The 14,318-nt window shown below is 56.0% G+C and carries 16 protein-coding genes, 1 other RNA gene and 1 pseudogene; 7 read left to right on the forward strand and 11 right to left on the reverse strand.

The genetic code is table 11. The annotated features are described in order from the left end of the window. Positions 1 to 55: 55 nt before the first annotated feature. The 7 genes and pseudogenes from ACK5LI_RS05000 to ACK5LI_RS05030 all read right to left on the reverse strand — a co-directional run. A pseudogene (locus ACK5LI_RS05000) lies at positions 56 to 577 on the reverse strand (PD-(D/E)XK nuclease family protein); the annotation flags it as partial. Further along, a complete protein-coding gene (locus tag ACK5LI_RS05005) occupies positions 574 to 909 on the reverse strand; it encodes a hypothetical protein (RefSeq protein ID WP_011367847.1) in 336 nt (111 codons plus the stop codon). The pseudogene ACK5LI_RS05000 and the gene ACK5LI_RS05005, both read right to left, overlap by 4 nt. Positions 910 to 1,013: 104 nt before the next feature. After that, the gene (locus ACK5LI_RS05010; protein WP_416946842.1) at positions 1,014 to 1,598 is read right to left on the reverse strand and encodes a sigma-70 family RNA polymerase sigma factor; all 585 of its coding nucleotides are present in this window, start codon (positions 1,596 to 1,598) and stop codon (positions 1,014 to 1,016) included. A gap of 195 nt (positions 1,599 to 1,793) precedes the next feature. Beyond that, positions 1,794 to 2,120, reverse strand: coding sequence for a hypothetical protein (locus ACK5LI_RS05015; protein WP_416946844.1), 327 nt, complete (start codon positions 2,118 to 2,120; stop codon positions 1,794 to 1,796). Positions 2,121 to 2,293: 173 nt separating this feature from the next. After that, the gene (locus tag ACK5LI_RS05020) at positions 2,294 to 4,396 is read right to left on the reverse strand and encodes a 7-cyano-7-deazaguanine synthase (RefSeq protein ID WP_416946846.1); all 2,103 of its coding nucleotides are present in this window, start codon (positions 4,394 to 4,396) and stop codon (positions 2,294 to 2,296) included. Continuing rightward, a complete protein-coding gene (locus ACK5LI_RS05025; RefSeq protein ID WP_416946848.1) occupies positions 4,386 to 5,174 on the reverse strand; it encodes a hypothetical protein in 789 nt (262 codons plus the stop codon). Before ACK5LI_RS05025 ends, ACK5LI_RS05020 begins: the two co-directional genes overlap by 11 nt. A 33-nt stretch (positions 5,175 to 5,207) precedes the next feature. Beyond that, positions 5,208 to 5,441 carry a LexA family protein gene (locus ACK5LI_RS05030; RefSeq protein ID WP_022992976.1) on the reverse strand — a complete coding sequence of 78 codons (234 nt, stop codon included), beginning with the start codon at positions 5,439 to 5,441 and terminating at the stop codon, positions 5,208 to 5,210. A gap of 295 nt (positions 5,442 to 5,736) precedes the next feature. Here ACK5LI_RS05030 and ACK5LI_RS05035 point away from each other — a divergent pair, with 295 nt between their 5' ends. The 7 genes from ACK5LI_RS05035 to ACK5LI_RS05065 all read left to right on the forward strand — a co-directional run bounded on the left by ACK5LI_RS05035 (position 5,737) and on the right by ACK5LI_RS05065 (position 10,404). After that, complete coding sequence (locus ACK5LI_RS05035; RefSeq protein WP_416946850.1) at positions 5,737 to 5,979, forward strand: hypothetical protein; 243 nt, start codon at positions 5,737 to 5,739, stop codon at positions 5,977 to 5,979. 34 nt (positions 5,980 to 6,013) lie between these two features. Further along, a complete protein-coding gene (locus ACK5LI_RS05040) occupies positions 6,014 to 6,538 on the forward strand; it encodes a DUF2924 domain-containing protein (protein WP_416946852.1) in 525 nt (174 codons plus the stop codon). Then, positions 6,531 to 8,117 carry a recombinase family protein gene (locus ACK5LI_RS05045; protein ID WP_416946854.1) on the forward strand — a complete coding sequence of 529 codons (1,587 nt, stop codon included), beginning with the start codon at positions 6,531 to 6,533 and terminating at the stop codon, positions 8,115 to 8,117. The genes ACK5LI_RS05040 and ACK5LI_RS05045 overlap by 8 nt, the downstream gene beginning before the upstream one ends. Then, positions 8,114 to 8,536: a hypothetical protein gene (locus ACK5LI_RS05050; protein ID WP_192623651.1), complete on the forward strand. Its 423-nt coding sequence runs from the start codon at positions 8,114 to 8,116 to the stop codon at positions 8,534 to 8,536. The genes ACK5LI_RS05045 and ACK5LI_RS05050 overlap by 4 nt, the downstream gene beginning before the upstream one ends. Positions 8,537 to 8,683: 147 nt before the next feature. Further along, positions 8,684 to 8,941 carry a hypothetical protein gene (locus tag ACK5LI_RS05055; RefSeq protein WP_416946856.1) on the forward strand — a complete coding sequence of 86 codons (258 nt, stop codon included), beginning with the start codon at positions 8,684 to 8,686 and terminating at the stop codon, positions 8,939 to 8,941. A gap of 60 nt (positions 8,942 to 9,001) precedes the next feature. Further along, a complete protein-coding gene (ltrA, locus tag ACK5LI_RS05060) occupies positions 9,002 to 9,961 on the forward strand; it encodes a group II intron reverse transcriptase/maturase (protein ID WP_416946858.1) in 960 nt (319 codons plus the stop codon). Beyond that, entirely contained in the window at positions 9,958 to 10,404 is a 447-nt protein-coding gene (locus ACK5LI_RS05065) for a group II intron maturase-specific domain-containing protein (RefSeq protein ID WP_416946860.1), read from the forward strand. Before ltrA ends, ACK5LI_RS05065 begins: the two co-directional genes overlap by 4 nt. Before the next feature lie 435 nt (positions 10,405 to 10,839). Here ACK5LI_RS05065 and ssrA read toward each other — a convergent pair. The 4 genes from ssrA to ACK5LI_RS05085 all read right to left on the reverse strand — a co-directional run bounded on the left by ssrA (position 10,840) and on the right by ACK5LI_RS05085 (position 14,317). Continuing rightward, positions 10,840 to 11,199, reverse strand: a transfer-messenger RNA (tmRNA) gene (gene ssrA, locus ACK5LI_RS05070). A gap of 90 nt (positions 11,200 to 11,289) precedes the next feature. Continuing rightward, a complete protein-coding gene (locus tag ACK5LI_RS05075) occupies positions 11,290 to 11,877 on the reverse strand; it encodes a hypothetical protein (RefSeq protein WP_416946862.1) in 588 nt (195 codons plus the stop codon). A gap of 127 nt (positions 11,878 to 12,004) precedes the next feature. Next, positions 12,005 to 13,201 (reverse strand): hybrid sensor histidine kinase/response regulator, encoded by a 1,197-nt coding sequence (locus ACK5LI_RS05080; protein WP_416946864.1) that lies wholly within the window; start codon positions 13,199 to 13,201, stop codon positions 12,005 to 12,007. A 27-nt stretch (positions 13,202 to 13,228) separates the two neighbouring features. Then, entirely contained in the window at positions 13,229 to 14,317 is a 1,089-nt protein-coding gene (locus ACK5LI_RS05085) for a response regulator (protein WP_416946866.1), read from the reverse strand. Position 14,318 lies beyond the last annotated feature (1 nt).

Consider the following 14,318-nt stretch of genomic DNA (forward strand, 5'->3'; position numbering starts at 1 on the left):
CCTTGATCAGGAAGTTGTAGATGATGCCGCTGAACGTGATGCCGAGGGTCTGCTACAGGTACCAGGCGTAGATGATGATCTGGAAATCGGTCCACAGCCGCTCTAAGTAACTGGCATCGATCTGCGAGGCGGTTTTGTGTTCCAGCAGGAAGTACTGGCCATCCTGACGGTCGATGCCGTCCACCTTCCCGGCGAGAATGAAACTGCGCGAGGTCGCGCCGGTCGCCGGGTTGACGATGGGACCTTCGAAGGTCTTCTCGAGCGCGACGACCTCGAACTCTTCGGCCGGGTAGTGTTCCGCATAGGCGCTCATCATGGCTCGGGCGAGATGCCAGTCGGCCTGTTGATGATCGTCCTGCGCCCGGTTCGGATAGGTCCGGTCGATGTGGTCGAGGACCTTGGCCAGATCCCGCTCGCCGTGCCAGCACTCCAGACAGTCGTGAATGACCGAGCCGAAGGCCAGATTGGGGTCGCGCTCGAGCGGCACCAGCTCGTCGATGTAGCGCCACTTGCAGGCCATGCGGCAGTTGCGGAACAGCCGCCACATGGAATAGGTGGTGGTCATCAGCTCGCTCATACCGCCACCCCCGCTTCGGCGGCGGGCGCTGCGCGATGCTTGGAGGCGCAGGCGCAGCCCGACGGTTGGGTTCGTTCGATCAGGACCGAGCGTTCGCCGTACTCCTTGGTGGCGAAGCCGGTGAAGATGCGGGCGAGATCACTGCCGACATCGGTGGAGGCGTCGATCACGCAGGTACGGCGGGCCTTGTCCAGATTGAACCGGCTCTCCATCCGCACACGGGAACGGCCATGCAGGCTTTCGACGGCCAGCATCGCCAGCATGAAAGTGTCTTCCAGTTCCTGGGCCGGGACCGACTCGTCAAAACGGTACTTGTAGGTGTCGTGAGTCATGGTTGAACTCCTCTTTTGTTCAGGTTCTGATTTCCGAGGCCCCGGATAGCCGCACCATGCGGCACGGTGCTTACTTACCGGAGCCGGGGCTGATGCGTCGGAGATCACAGGTAGTCGGTCAGGCCAGCCTCGCTGAAAGCCTCCCGCAGCTTGCTCAGCCGGTCGTAGAGTGTGGTTCTGGGAATGCCCATCTCCCGGGCGATTTCGGCCATGGTGCTGTCGTGCAGGCGCACGCACAGATCCCGGAGCTCTTCCGGCAGCGAGGTGATGGCCCGGTCGAGGTCCATGCGGATCTCATGGCCGAGGCGCTCCCTTGTCTCGCGGGTGCCGCTTCCCAGAGAGCCCTCGCTGTCCAGGAAGTCGATCCGCTCGGTGGTGTCGCCTTCGCCGTTGTCGAGGGGTTCGTTGAGTGATGTTTGGCAGAGCCGCCAGTCCCGGCATTGGGCGAACCGGGCCTCCAGAATGGTGGAGATGTGACGTTCGACGATCCGGGCCATGAAGGTGGTCTTCTTGGCCTTGGCGGGATTGAAATGCCGCATCCGCTGCAGCAGATCGATCATCAGTTCCTGTTCGAGGTCAGGTCTGTCGTCCTCGGTGAATCCGGCTTTGCCTACGAGTTGACGTGCTTTGTGCCGAATGAGGTCGGCGGCATACTTATCGATGCCGTCGTAAGAATTCTGTGAAACCATCGGGGCCTCCTCGGAGCGAGGAGGAGGTCCGCGTGGGTGTCGGCACGGGCCAGATCACAGGACAAAGCTGTCGCGTGGGCGAAGGGGTCGCAGGTACGCCGCCAATTGCCGTATTCGGCTCGGCGACACCCACAACAGCCTCCGCCATGCGTCCAGCTTGTTGTCCAGTGTCTAAGGGTTCAGGTCGTTACGTGTTCAGGCTGCCCGTTCCTCGATGCGCATCAGGAACGGGAGACCGTGCTTAATCTCGAGCAGGCAGACTTTTCCGCTGCCCATCTGCGCGAGGTGCTCCAGCAGCGCCACGACCTCTTGCTTGAGGATGAAGTCATCCTGGTCGCGCTCGGGCCGGGGACCGCGCTGTCCGCCCAGCTTGATCTCGCGCTCGATGACCGTGTCAGGGGTGAGTTCCGGCTCGCCGTCGCGGACCGGAATGTTCGTGATGCGGCCGAAGTTGATGTCCTGCATCAACTCGATGAGTCGCCGCTTCGGTGGGGTGAGGTGTGCTTTGTTGATTTGTGCCACTGCCAGTCTCCTTGTTCGGAAGTTCTGGCACGCCCGGTGGCCAACCCTGTGCTGACCAATAAAAAACGCCGGATCGCGCCTTCATTGGGGAAGGCGCTACATCCGGCGTCGCAATGGCTACATTTGGCGTAGCGGAAAATTTTTTTAGTTTTTTCTTCCTGGGTAGTCCCGGGTCATTCGTTGACTATCGGGCGGACCTCCCAAACGATCTCCTCTTCGGTCCGGTAGACCGGTTCGTTGCCGCACTTGATGGACTCCTTCAAGTGGGCAGCCAGCGGCTTGTCGTACTTCTCCAGATACTTGATGGCCCGGTTCACGGCGCTCCGGAAGGCGTCACGGACGTTCTTTCGCTTGTCGTTTGATTTCCGGAGTTTGCCACCCAAGCCAACAGCCTCGTTGATCGCTGTGGTCACCTTTGCCATTTCTTCTTCAAGCCGCTGAATCTCGGCATCGTTATTTTCTGCCCGGGCGTCTTCAATTTCTCGAAGAAGATCGTGAGCAGCCTCCCGGTACTGCTCGATAGCCTTGCGGTCGGCGACGAAGCCGGTATCGCCCAACGGAACCCCCTGGGTGACCTGAAAACCGTCTTCGGTTTCATCAGAGTTCAGAAACGTGTTGCAGGTATTAATGGCGAACCCGCAGACGATCTCGTAGACCGAGGTTTCCTTGTTCGGCCTTGCCAGGAGGAAGTTGATGTACTCGGCCCCTTTGTCGACACCCGTCACGAGCACCTCGGCATTGCCGTTAAAGCGTGCAGCCCAGACACCCCCGCGCTTCCTGAAATAGTTGTCCGGCTGCTTCTGCTCGACCGGAATGGCGGGGACTGAGATCACCGATCCCGATTCATAGACCGTCCGAAGCAAGCAGTCTCCCGGCAAGGTGCGCTGGCGGATGGCGGTGATGTTGCGGCCGACCATGGTGTCCATCGCTTCGCAGACTTCCGTGGCGTGACGCTTGTAAAGGTCATACACCTTTTGGGCCACGCTTCCGGGGTTCCCATTCAGGTAGCGGAAGACCCGACTCACTTCGCTGAATCGAGCGATAAACTGGGTGATGTCATCCTGATCACGGACCTGGTTGGCACGCTCCAGGTAGGCGGCCGTCATGATCTTGTCTTCATCCTTGCTTCTGCTTTGGGTGAAGATGTCGGCCTTATAGGCTTCAACCGGGTCGTACTGATCGGCTTTTGCCGCAATCATGGCAAAACGCCTGTCGATGCACTGCGAACACGTTCCGCAATGCGTATGGTGATTGGTCATCTCCCAGGTATGGGTGCAGGTGGTCGATGCCGCGATCATGTCCTGGCATCCGGCCTTGGTGATCACCTCGATGACACCGGCCTTGGTTTTCCAGATGTAGGGATTCTCAATCGTGAACGGCTCGCCAGCCACCAGGCTGATGATTTCCTGAAACCCTCGAATCACCCTTGGATGGGTGGTGCGAGTTGCCCGTCCGCCGACTACCTGGGCGCAGACCGGCAAATTTAGACTGATGACGCCGTTTTCGTAGAACCGGACGCTCTTCAGGTTCAGCATCCGCGCAATGGTCGCCCCGATAGATACATAGAGAAAGGAGCGGCTCCGTTGGGTGTACTCTTTGTTGAGTTTCTTGTTCTTGTTGACGCGAACGCCGATGTGGAGGGGGTCGTTTTCGCCAGCCTTGTCGGCAATCATCTTTTCCAGCCGACGGTGGCGCTTGTTGAGCTTTTGGGTCGGCTTGTGGGTTACCAGAACGACCCGTCGTTTCTCGTTCAGTACCTCGTCAATGGCTCCCGCCAGCGAGTCCAGGCCGCCCGAAAACATCACCACCTGTTCCGGATAACCGTGAAGACGTCCGTCATCGTTGAAGTCCAGGTAGCCTTGAAAAGCGTGTGCCTCTTTCAGTTTGGTGAACTCGAAGTGGTAGTTGTCGTCGGACAGGAAGCCAAGCGTCGAGCACAGCGCCTGCAGAATCTCTTGCCCGTTCCAGAAATCCGGGGTCCGTACCGGGATGATGAAGTGCAGATCTCTGCGCCAGCCGTGCCCGAAGGAATCGACGTCATCGGCTCCCCGTGGAATGGCCTGGTCGGCGCAGTAAACATAGGTTGCGATCTCAAGCAGATCCTGGAAGACATCCGGCACATTTCTGACAATTTTTGTATGAATGTCTTCGATGCGCAGGGTGATCTTGTCCGGCCCGTCTTTGCCCCAAAGGCGCAGACGCAGATCCCGGTCAGGGTTTTCCTTAATCCCATCGGTCGGTGCGTTTCCGCATATGATGTAACGCTTATCTTGCATCGGCTCGCGCTCCTTCTTTTAGCTCGTCCTTCATCTTTTTCAGCGCATAGGAGGCGAAGCCATTGGAAGATTCCCTGGAGATGTCACCACCTTCTTCGTATCTGTGCTTTGAAAACCAGTCTGCTGAAAACTGTTCGACGATCAGGGAAGCCTCTTTGCAGTGCATGTTCAGGGCCTTCTCGAATTGTCCCATTTCATTCATGGTGGCAAAGCGCTGGCCCTCGCCAAGATGGGTGGCCAGCGTTTTTGACAGGAAATAGTTCATGCTCTCGTTGGTCAGCTTGGCGAAGAAAGTCCGCGACAGTTCTCCGAACTCCCGCTTTTTTCCGAGCGCAGCCAGTGCGGCCCGAACATCATCTGGTCCGGGGGCGAACAGAGACGGCAGCTTTGGTGAGATGTGCTCCACCAGGGCTCCAACCAATGCCCGCTGAGACATTTCACCGAGGTCGGACCGGCCACCGTTGGACTCCAATTTGTTATCCAGTGCCTCGGAGACTGCGGCGGCAAGATCGGGAAGGGATGTATCCTGCGGCAGGTTGACACCGAGGGATTGGAGATGCTCGCCGAAGTTCTCTTTTTTTGCGGCAATGGCGAGCTGGGTCATCAACCAGACCGCCTCGGTGAACCCCTCATCGTTGAGAACAAATGAGAAGGCCTTGTCAGCCGCCCGTATTGTGGCATTTGCAATCTGGGACACGTCGGCACCGGCCGTGATCAGGCCGACCACCTCTTTCCATGCCTTCGATCTTGGAAGGCTCCCAAGTCTGACGTGCCCCATGTCGATCTCCTTATTTGTCGCGACCCGGCATCGTTATTCGGGCCTCCTGATGACGACGATGCTCCGGGCCTTACGAGCTTCTTTCTTCAGATAGCCTTTCCGAACCAGTTGAGCGATCTGCTCGTGGGCGCTCGCGTGGCTTATACCGAGGACTTCCGACAATTCTTTCACCGTTGGCGGTAACCCCTTTTCATCGATGATTTGGCAAATGACCCTCAGCGTCCTGGCCTGCGGGTCGGTTATTTCCGATAGCTTTTTCTTTCCCATGGCGATTGCTCCGTGTCGTAGCCACTGAGCGGATTAGCCCAATTTATGACCAATAAATATACGACCTGATGAACATCAGGTCAATCAAAAAGACAGGACTTCTCGTCTGATTCCGTCATCTTGCACGTCCCTCCGGTAGGTAACGAACGCAAGTCCGGTTCAAGCCGGGCACAACCAGATAACCGACCAGAGGCGGAGCTGAGGCGGTTGTGGGTGCCATCGAACGTGCATCCCGACCGCCGCCGTTTTCTGGCATCCACACCATCCAGTCCCCCGGTCCCACCGGAGGTGTTCGATGTTGGATGTACAGGAAATGAATGATGTGCCGGGGACGGAAGATCTCGGCGAAAACGGCAATCCCGGCCGCCTGTCGGGTGAGGCGAGGCTCCAGTCAGCCGCCTCCATTCTGGCTACGGCGGTCCTGCGCCGAAAGGCAAAAAAAGCATGTGTAGGCAATGAGTTAGCGGTTTTCCAAGATTCTTCCCCTGTGCTCGGAGAAGGACTTGATTCATTGCCGGAACAGAGCATTCATTCATGACAACTCGTCCGGAAACCAAAATAAGGAGTTGAAAATGAATGAGTTACAGAACGCCGCCACCGGCGGCAAGAATCAGGACCGAACCCGAAGCTCGGTCCTTCGGCAGATGGCCCTGCTGCAATCCATGTCCCTGGAGCAGCTCCGGGAAAAATGGCTCGACCTCTACGGCGAAGAGCCGCCCCAGTACAAAAAGCAATTCCTCATCAAGCGGCTGGCCTATCGCATCCAGGAGCTTTTCTACGGTGGGTTGTCGGAGCAGGCCAAGGTCCATCTCCAGCAGGCCGCCAAGGAGGACCCGGTCGCCACTGTCAATCGACGCATCCCAGAGGAGCGGAAATCAAACGAGGCGATCCTGCCCGGGACCAGACTTGTGCGGGTATGGAACGACCGGCGCAATGAGGTGATCGTTCTTGCCGATGGCTACGAGTTCGAAGGTCGCACCTTTCGGTCGCTCAGCGCGGTGGCCAGGGAGATCACCGGGACGCGCTGGAATGGCAAGGTCTTTTTCGGACTGAAGAAGGTTTACGGCAGAAAAGCCGAGGGAGGTTCGGATGCTTGATAACAGCAATGTCGCGCCGGGCAAGAACAAGACCCTGCGCTGTGCCATTTACACACGCAAGAGTCATGAGGAAGGGCTCGAACAGGAGTTCAACTCGTTGGATGCGCAACGGGAATCGGCGGAACACTATATCGAAGCCCAGAGGATGCGTGGCTGGACGGCTCTGCCGGATCGCTATGACGATGGTGGTTTCTCGGGCGGGAACATGGAGCGTCCGGGGCTGCGCCGCCTGCTGGCGGACATCGACGCCGGGAAGGTTGATGTGATCGTCGTCTACAAGGTCGACCGGCTGTCCCGCTCGCTGCTGGACTTCATGAAGATGATCGACCTCTTCAACGAGAAGGGTGTCAGCTTCGTCTCGGTCACCCAGCACTTCAGCACCACCGATCCCACCGGCCGGATGTTTCTCGGTATCCTGATCACCTTCGCCCAGTACGAGCGGGAGGTCATCGCCGAACGTATCCGGGACAAGGTGGCGGCAGCCAAGCGCCGGGGGAAATACTGCGGCGGCGTACCCATCCTCGGATACGACGTCGACAGGGACAACAAGAAGCTGCTGGTCAACCCAGATGAAGCCAGGACGGTGCAGTACATCTTCCGCCGCTTCATCCAGATCGGCTCGGCCAAGAAGCTGGGCCAGGAATTGAACGAACAGGGATACCGCACCAAGGCCTGGACCACCAAGAAAGGCAAGGTGCGCGAGGGCTCCGAATGGAACACAGCCCACATCTACCGGCTGCTGAACAACCGGATCTATATCGGCGAGATCGCCCACAAGGACCGCAGCTACCCCGGTGAGCACGAAGGGATCATCGACCGGGCGACCTGGGATAAGGTTCAGGCCATCCTGGAGGACAACAAACCGGTCAAGGTTTCCATGGCCAGAACCAAAATGGTCGCCCCGCTGAAAGGCGTCATCCGTTGTGGCCACTGCGGCTGCTCGATGGGACCGACCTACGCCCGCAAGAACGGCCGCCATTACACCTATTACATCTGTCAGAAGGACAGCAAGCGGACCGTGAGCCGGTGCCCGCTCAAACGGATTCCCGCCGGGGACATCGAGCAGGCGGTAATCGAACAGTTGAGCGCCGTGTTCCGCACACCGACGCTGGTGGCCAAGACCTACTTCGCGGCCCGGGACATCGAGCAGGCAGAGCGGGAGCGGTTGTTCAAGCAGAAAGCCCAACTCGAGATGGAGCTGTCGCAGGCGCGGGAGCAGGCTCTCGAATTAATGAAACCCGGCAGCGATCAGCCGGGCAAGACCGAGATGCTGACGACGGTCAATCGCCAGGCGGTCGAGCTCTCGAAACAACTGACCCATGTGAGCGAGCGATGCAGAGCCTACCAGGGGAGCAGCATTACGGAACAGGATGTGTCGGAGGCCTTCCAGAATGTCGAGGGCTTCTGGGAAGACCTTTTCCCGGTGGAACGGAATCGGCTCATCCGCCTCCTGGTGGATAAGGTCGAGATCCGCGAGACCGGAATCGACATGGAGCTGCGTACCAACGGGCTGACAACGCTCATCGCCGAGCTGGCTGGTCTGGCATGCGAAGTCACCGAACGGAGGGCAAGCCGATGAAAATGAAGCCGACCATTACCGTTGCCGACAACGGCAACCTGCAGATCCACATCCCGATGCTGATCCGGCGCATGCGTGGCCGCAAGACGGTCATCGCTCCCCAGGCCCTGGATGGAGAAATCACCGGAGCGCAGGAACCGGTGCAGTCCGCCATTCTCCAGGCGCTGGGAAGGGCCTTTTCCTGGGCCGACATCCTCGAATCCGGCCAGATCAAGTCCATCAGCGAGCTTGCCCGTACCCTCGACGTCGATGGCTCGTATGTGGCCCGCATTCTCAAGCTGACGACCCTGGCCCCCGACATCGTCGAAGCCCTGATCAACGGTGAGGAACCTAATGGGCTCTCGCTGGCCAAACTGACCCAGACCTTTCCCGAGGACTGGATCGAGCAGCGCCGCCAGTTCGGCTTCGTCACCGACTGACGACCGGACCGGAGACTGCCCCAGAGAGCCGACCATCAGCGTCGGCTTTTCTACTTGTGCGCCCGGCAGGGCGCACCTGCTTGGAGGTGCAAGTCCTCTACGAACCCGGCAGGGGGAATCGTTAGCCGAACGGCAAGGGTGTCCACCGTGAGGTGGAATCTGAAGGAAGCCGAAGGCAAAACGCTGGCCCGACGAACAGGAACCACATACGAGGCATCCATGGCGGATGAGGAGGCAAGTATCTCCAAAGTCCAGTACCTGCACGGAAGGCATGGCTGTATATGTGGCGGGCATAAGCGGGAAGGCGGGTGCGCATTACCCGGGGAGATCTGTCCGTCTGCCATCAAGTGCTACTGCCGTCGTGAGGCGGTGGGATGGGCGGGCAGAAGTCAGCAGAAGGCATAGTAGGTCCCTCGACCGGACTGAAGGCCCGAACAGGTAACACGAAGAGGAGCCGAACTTCGGATGAGTGTCGCAGACGCAGCAAAGAAGGCTGAGATGCCATCGATCACTCCTGAGGGTAGGGGACGGAATCCCCAAGAGCAGGGACGTGACGCGTCAAAGCTCACGGAAAGCAAGGATACCTTCTCTTCTGGGCGGCAGAGGCTGATGGAAGCGGTGGTCGAACGCGAGAACATGACAGCGGCCCTGAAACGGGTACGGAGAAACAAAGGGGCTCCCGGTACAGACGGAATGACTGTGGACGACCTGGTGCCTTTTCTCCGTGAGCAATGGCCGCACATCAAAGACGAACTGCTGGAGGGTCGGTACAGACCACAACCTGTGCTGGGGGTGGAAATCCCCAAGCCGGGGGGAAAAGGAATGCGCCAACTGGGCATTCCGACGGCACTGGACCGCCTTATCCAGCAGGCCATGCATCAGGTGTTGAGTCCGATTTTTGATCCTGGCTTTTCCGAGTCCAGTTTCGGCTTTCGTCCAAGCCGAGGAGCGCACCAGGCAGTGAAGCAGGCGCGTGAACATGTAGCCAAAGGACGACGGTTTGTAGTGGATATGGACCTGGAAAAGTTCTTCGACCGGGCGAATCACGACGTGCTGATGGCGCGGGTGGCACGCAAGGTGGAGGACCGGCGGATGCGCATGCTGATACGGCGCTATCTGCAGGCCGGGATCATGAAGAAAGGACTTGTCTCTGCACGGGGCGAGGGAACGCCGCAAGGCGGTCCTCTGTCCCCGCTTTTGTCCAATATCCTTCTGGACGATTTGGACAAGGAGCTTGAACGCCGAGGTCACGCGTTTTGCCGATATGCCGACGACTGCAACATTTACGTGCGGTCTCTGCGGGCGGGGGAACGTGTAATGGCCTCGATTACTCTGTTTCTCTCAAAACGGTTGAAGTTGAGGGTCAATACAGCCAAAGCGCAGTGGACCGGCCTTGGAAGCGGAAGTTTCTCAGATATAGCATGACGGCGCACCGTCAGCCCCGGCTGAGAGTCGCTCCTGAAGTCGTGCAGCGCCTGAGGAAGGCGCTTCGGGAAATCTTCCGCAGCGGTCGAGGTCGCTCGCTAACGACCGTGATAGACATCCTTGCGCCAAAACTGAGGGGATGGGCTAACTATTTCAAGCTTGCGGAAACACGAGGCGTTTTCGAAGAAATGGATGGATACCTGCGGCGGAAGCTGCGGTGCATTCTCTGGAGACAATGGAAACGCTCGTACACACGTGCAAGAAAACTGATGCAGAGAGGACTTGGGGAGGAGCGGGCCTGGCGGTCGGCAACGAACGGCCGGGGTCCCTGGTGGAACTCAGGGGCGTCACATATGAACCAAGCATTCCCCAGGAAATACTTTGATGGACTTGGACTCGTGTCACTGCTCGATCAGATCCGCAGGCTACATCGTGTTACCTGAACCGCCGTGGTACGGAACCGTATGCCCGGTGGTGTGAGAGGACGGGGGTGGTGACACCCCCTCCTACTCGATTAGGGGGTAGGAAAGCGGAGTTGACCGCGCTTCTTTTCATGGCCGAGGCGGGCGATTTCGAAAAAAGCGTCCGGTTGCGGCATCGAACGATGACCTAAGACAACCGCCAAAAACGGCAACAAGCCGCAAACCCATATCAATCAAGGATGTAGCTTCCCGGACGCGCTTCGGACTTGGTCCGGAGAAAACAGAGAATCAGGGGGCAAACAGAGAAAGAAAGGCTGGAAGATGGGGAGAATCGATGGTGTGGAGAGGTGCTTTGGAAAGATGTGAAACGGGCGCAAACCCTTTAGAAACAAGGGAAAAAAGAAAACCCGTCACCCCGGAGAATGACCCCAGAGAGACGGGTTTGTCTTTTCTAAATGGTGGAGGCGGCGGGAATCGAACCCGCGTCCGAGAATAATCCACGCGAAGCTTCTACAGGTTTAGATCAGGAATTCAAGCTCGCAAACTGGTGATGCCCCTGATCGGGCTACCGGCAGCAAGTCCGTCTGAAAAGGTCTCACACCCGCAGCGACGAACGGCGTTGGATGCCAGCCAGATGAGTTTGTCACCAATCAGCGTATCTGACGTCAACTAACTGGTGCAGCAAGCCTAATTAGGCTGCCATTGCGTATTCGTAATCGTTGTTTGCAATTACTTTTTTGCCGCTTTTTACGAGGCCAGCGGCGCCTCGACCTGCCACTCCGGCTTCTTCATCCCCGTCGAAACCAGTGCGCCCCCTTATCTGAAATTTTTAGCGGAAGAAGGTATCCGCCGCTTGTGCAACAATCATGTAGCCACAAAATATCATGCTGGCAAGAGGAAAACGAATCAATTTGAAAAGTAAAAATGCGCCATAGCCCCCTTCATACTTACTCTGTACTCGCCACCACCCATAGCAGACTGCGCATGATACCGTTGCGAAGCAGAGGCCGCACCTACAGCATTTCGTAGGCTGTTCAGGTCACGGACCAGCTCAGACTGGGCCGCAAGCTCTCTAAAAGCTCCCGACAAGTCAGGAGAAGAAGCCAGAAGTTCATCCACACGTTGTCTGTCAGGATGAGCCCCTGCAACCTGAAGAGAGTCCGCCTGCAGATGCAGAGTGAGCTTGTCATCCAGACTGATGCCTGCCTCATTCATAATCCCCTGCAGTTCTTCTATAAAAACATCCTGTAACTGCGAAATGTTGTCTTCAAGAACAGGAGCTACGTTTCCTCCCTGTTCAGCAATAGACTCCAACTGCCGCTTTACATCAGGACCAACAGAGGAAAGACTTATTCTGTCTGCCAGTTGAGCCAGCCGACCATGAGAGGCCGTCACTGCCTCCCCCCGTTCTCCAGATGCAGACTGTGGCCCCTCCTGCAGGGGTTTAATTCTCATCATTTGCGACAACGAATTATAATCGCTATCAATGGGCACAATAATATCCTCCTGACCAACGCTGCAGGTATTTCCCTTATCAGGCTACCACTCAAAACAAAGCAAAATAGGTGCCATAGAGACCCCCATCCTCCCCCAACTTGTTCTGATTCTTACCGAGCGTCGCTCATTGTGCCTCGCACGTAATCTGAAAAGGCAAAACAAGGGTGAATGTTGTTCCTGCGCCTTCTTCACTTACAAAAGTAATTTCTCCTCCGTCCCGCTCGGCTAATTGCTTTGCAATGGCAAGGCCGAGTCCGGCACCTCCCAGACGCTTGGTCAAAAAGTGTTCAGCAATTGCAAAGGCTGAAAAAATGTCCTTCTGCTTGTCAGCTGGAATACCTGCACCGGTGTCGCGCACCTCAAAACGCAACCAGAGCCTTCTTTTCCTGCCTTCAGAAAATGCATTTTCTTTTCCCCACAGCTGAACCTGCAAATCAACAACGCCCGCACTTGTATAAGTGCATGCGTTTTCCAGCAGATTGAACAGAATCTGAAGCATTGCACCACGATCTCCGATGAGGCTTTGCGGAATGGTCTCCTGCGCAGAAAAAGAAAAATGCACTCCTTTTTTTCCGAGTAGCTCTGAAAAAGAGTGCGTCAATGAGCTTATCGAATCCAGAAAAACAAAAGACTCGTAGTGAGGGCGCAGCAAGCCGGAATCAATGCTGGAATGCTCCAACAGGTCAGAAACCAATGAAAGCAACTTGCCCGCAGACTGCTTGAGCCTGCTTAATAGTTGCCTTTGCTCGCTGTTCAAGCTGGTAGAGGACAGTAGTTGGGCCATACCGAGCAGACCGTTAAGCGGCGTACGCAGTTCATGGCTGACATTGGCAAGAAAAACAGATTTAGCATTACTAGCTTGCTCTGCACGCTCTTTGGCCCGCAATAGCTCCTTGGTTCTTTTGCGGACCAATTTTTCGAGTATCCGCTGTTGCCGAAACAATGCCAGATGGGTCTGCACTCTTGCTTTGATCACAAGAGGGGAAAAAGGCTTAAGGACATAATCTACAGCGCCTAAGCGTAACCCTTTGTCTTCATTGTCCGCATCATCCAAAGAAGTCACAAAAATAATCGGGATATTTTTTGTTGCGGGTAGCTGCTTAAGGGCTCGACAGACTTGATATCCGTCCATCCCCGGCATCATCACGTCAAGGAGAATCAGGTCAGGCGGGTTTTCTCCGGCTGCAAGCTCAAGGGCATCCTTACCGTTTGTAGCAGTCAGCAGGGTAAATTCATCACTCAGAATGCCATGCAACACTGAAAGGTTTGCCGGAATGTCATCGACAGCCAATATGATCAGTCTTTCCGTTGGATGAGTCATGGACATAATCCAAAGCCTACCCCCTATCTACATGGAAAGAGCAAGGCGCTCTTCTTCAAGGTCTGCATCTGCCAGAGCAATGGTTCTGATATCATTCTGATGCTCTTCAAAAATCTCACACAATAAAGGATCAAAATGTGTACCACAGCCTTCAAGAACTATTTGTACAGCCTTGGAATGCGGGAAGGGATCTTTGTATACACGCTTACTGATTAACGCGTCATACACATCAGCAATGGCCATAATCCGACCGCTGACAGGAATTTTATCCCCTGCTAACCCTTCAGGGTACCCGCGCCCATCCCAGCGCTCATGATGCGAATACGCGATTTCTTTAGCCACACTCAAAAAAGACTTATACTGTAGTAAAGATTCGGCCCGTTCCAGAGAATCTCTTCCATAAACGGTATGCAACTTCATAACTGCAAACTCTTCATCGGTCAGTTTGCCCGGCTTTAATAAAATGTTGTCCGGTACGCCTACTTTTCCGACATCGTGCAACGGAGCAGACTTGTACAACATGCTGATCGGAGTTTCACTCCAGTAGTCCAGATATGCGCCTCTATCTTTAGCTACCGTAGCAAAAAGGCGCACATAGTTCTGCGTTCTTTTAAAATGCCCCCCCAGTTCATTATCTCGCATCTCAGCCAAACAAGCCAAAGAGAATATTGTAACATCCTGTGTCAACTGAAGTTCAACAGTTCTGTCCCGCACGAGTTCTTCAAGCCTGTCCTGGTGCATTTTTAACTGCAGATGGTTACGCACTCGTGCCAGCACAATAGAGGGGCGTACTGGCTTTACGATGTAGTCCACAGCCCCCATTGCCAACCCTGCCGCCTCGTCTTCTTCTTCTCCCTGAGTAGTTACAAAAAGAACCGGAATATCCTTCGTCTGAATATTCTCTTTCAACCTGCGGCACACTTCATATCCATCCATTTCAGGCATCAGCACATCAAGCAGAATAATATCAGGTTGCGGGCGGCCACTTGCCAGCTCCAAAGCCTCAGGGCCGCTAACAGCAGCAAAAACCTGATGTTCTTCTTCAAGAATTTGTTTAAGAATAAGAATATTCACATGGTTATCATCAACGATGAGCACACGGCTTGGCCTTGTCATG

The organism is Oleidesulfovibrio sp. (assembly GCF_047973035.1).
Lineage (GTDB): Bacteria > Desulfobacterota > Desulfovibrionia > Desulfovibrionales > Desulfovibrionaceae > Oleidesulfovibrio.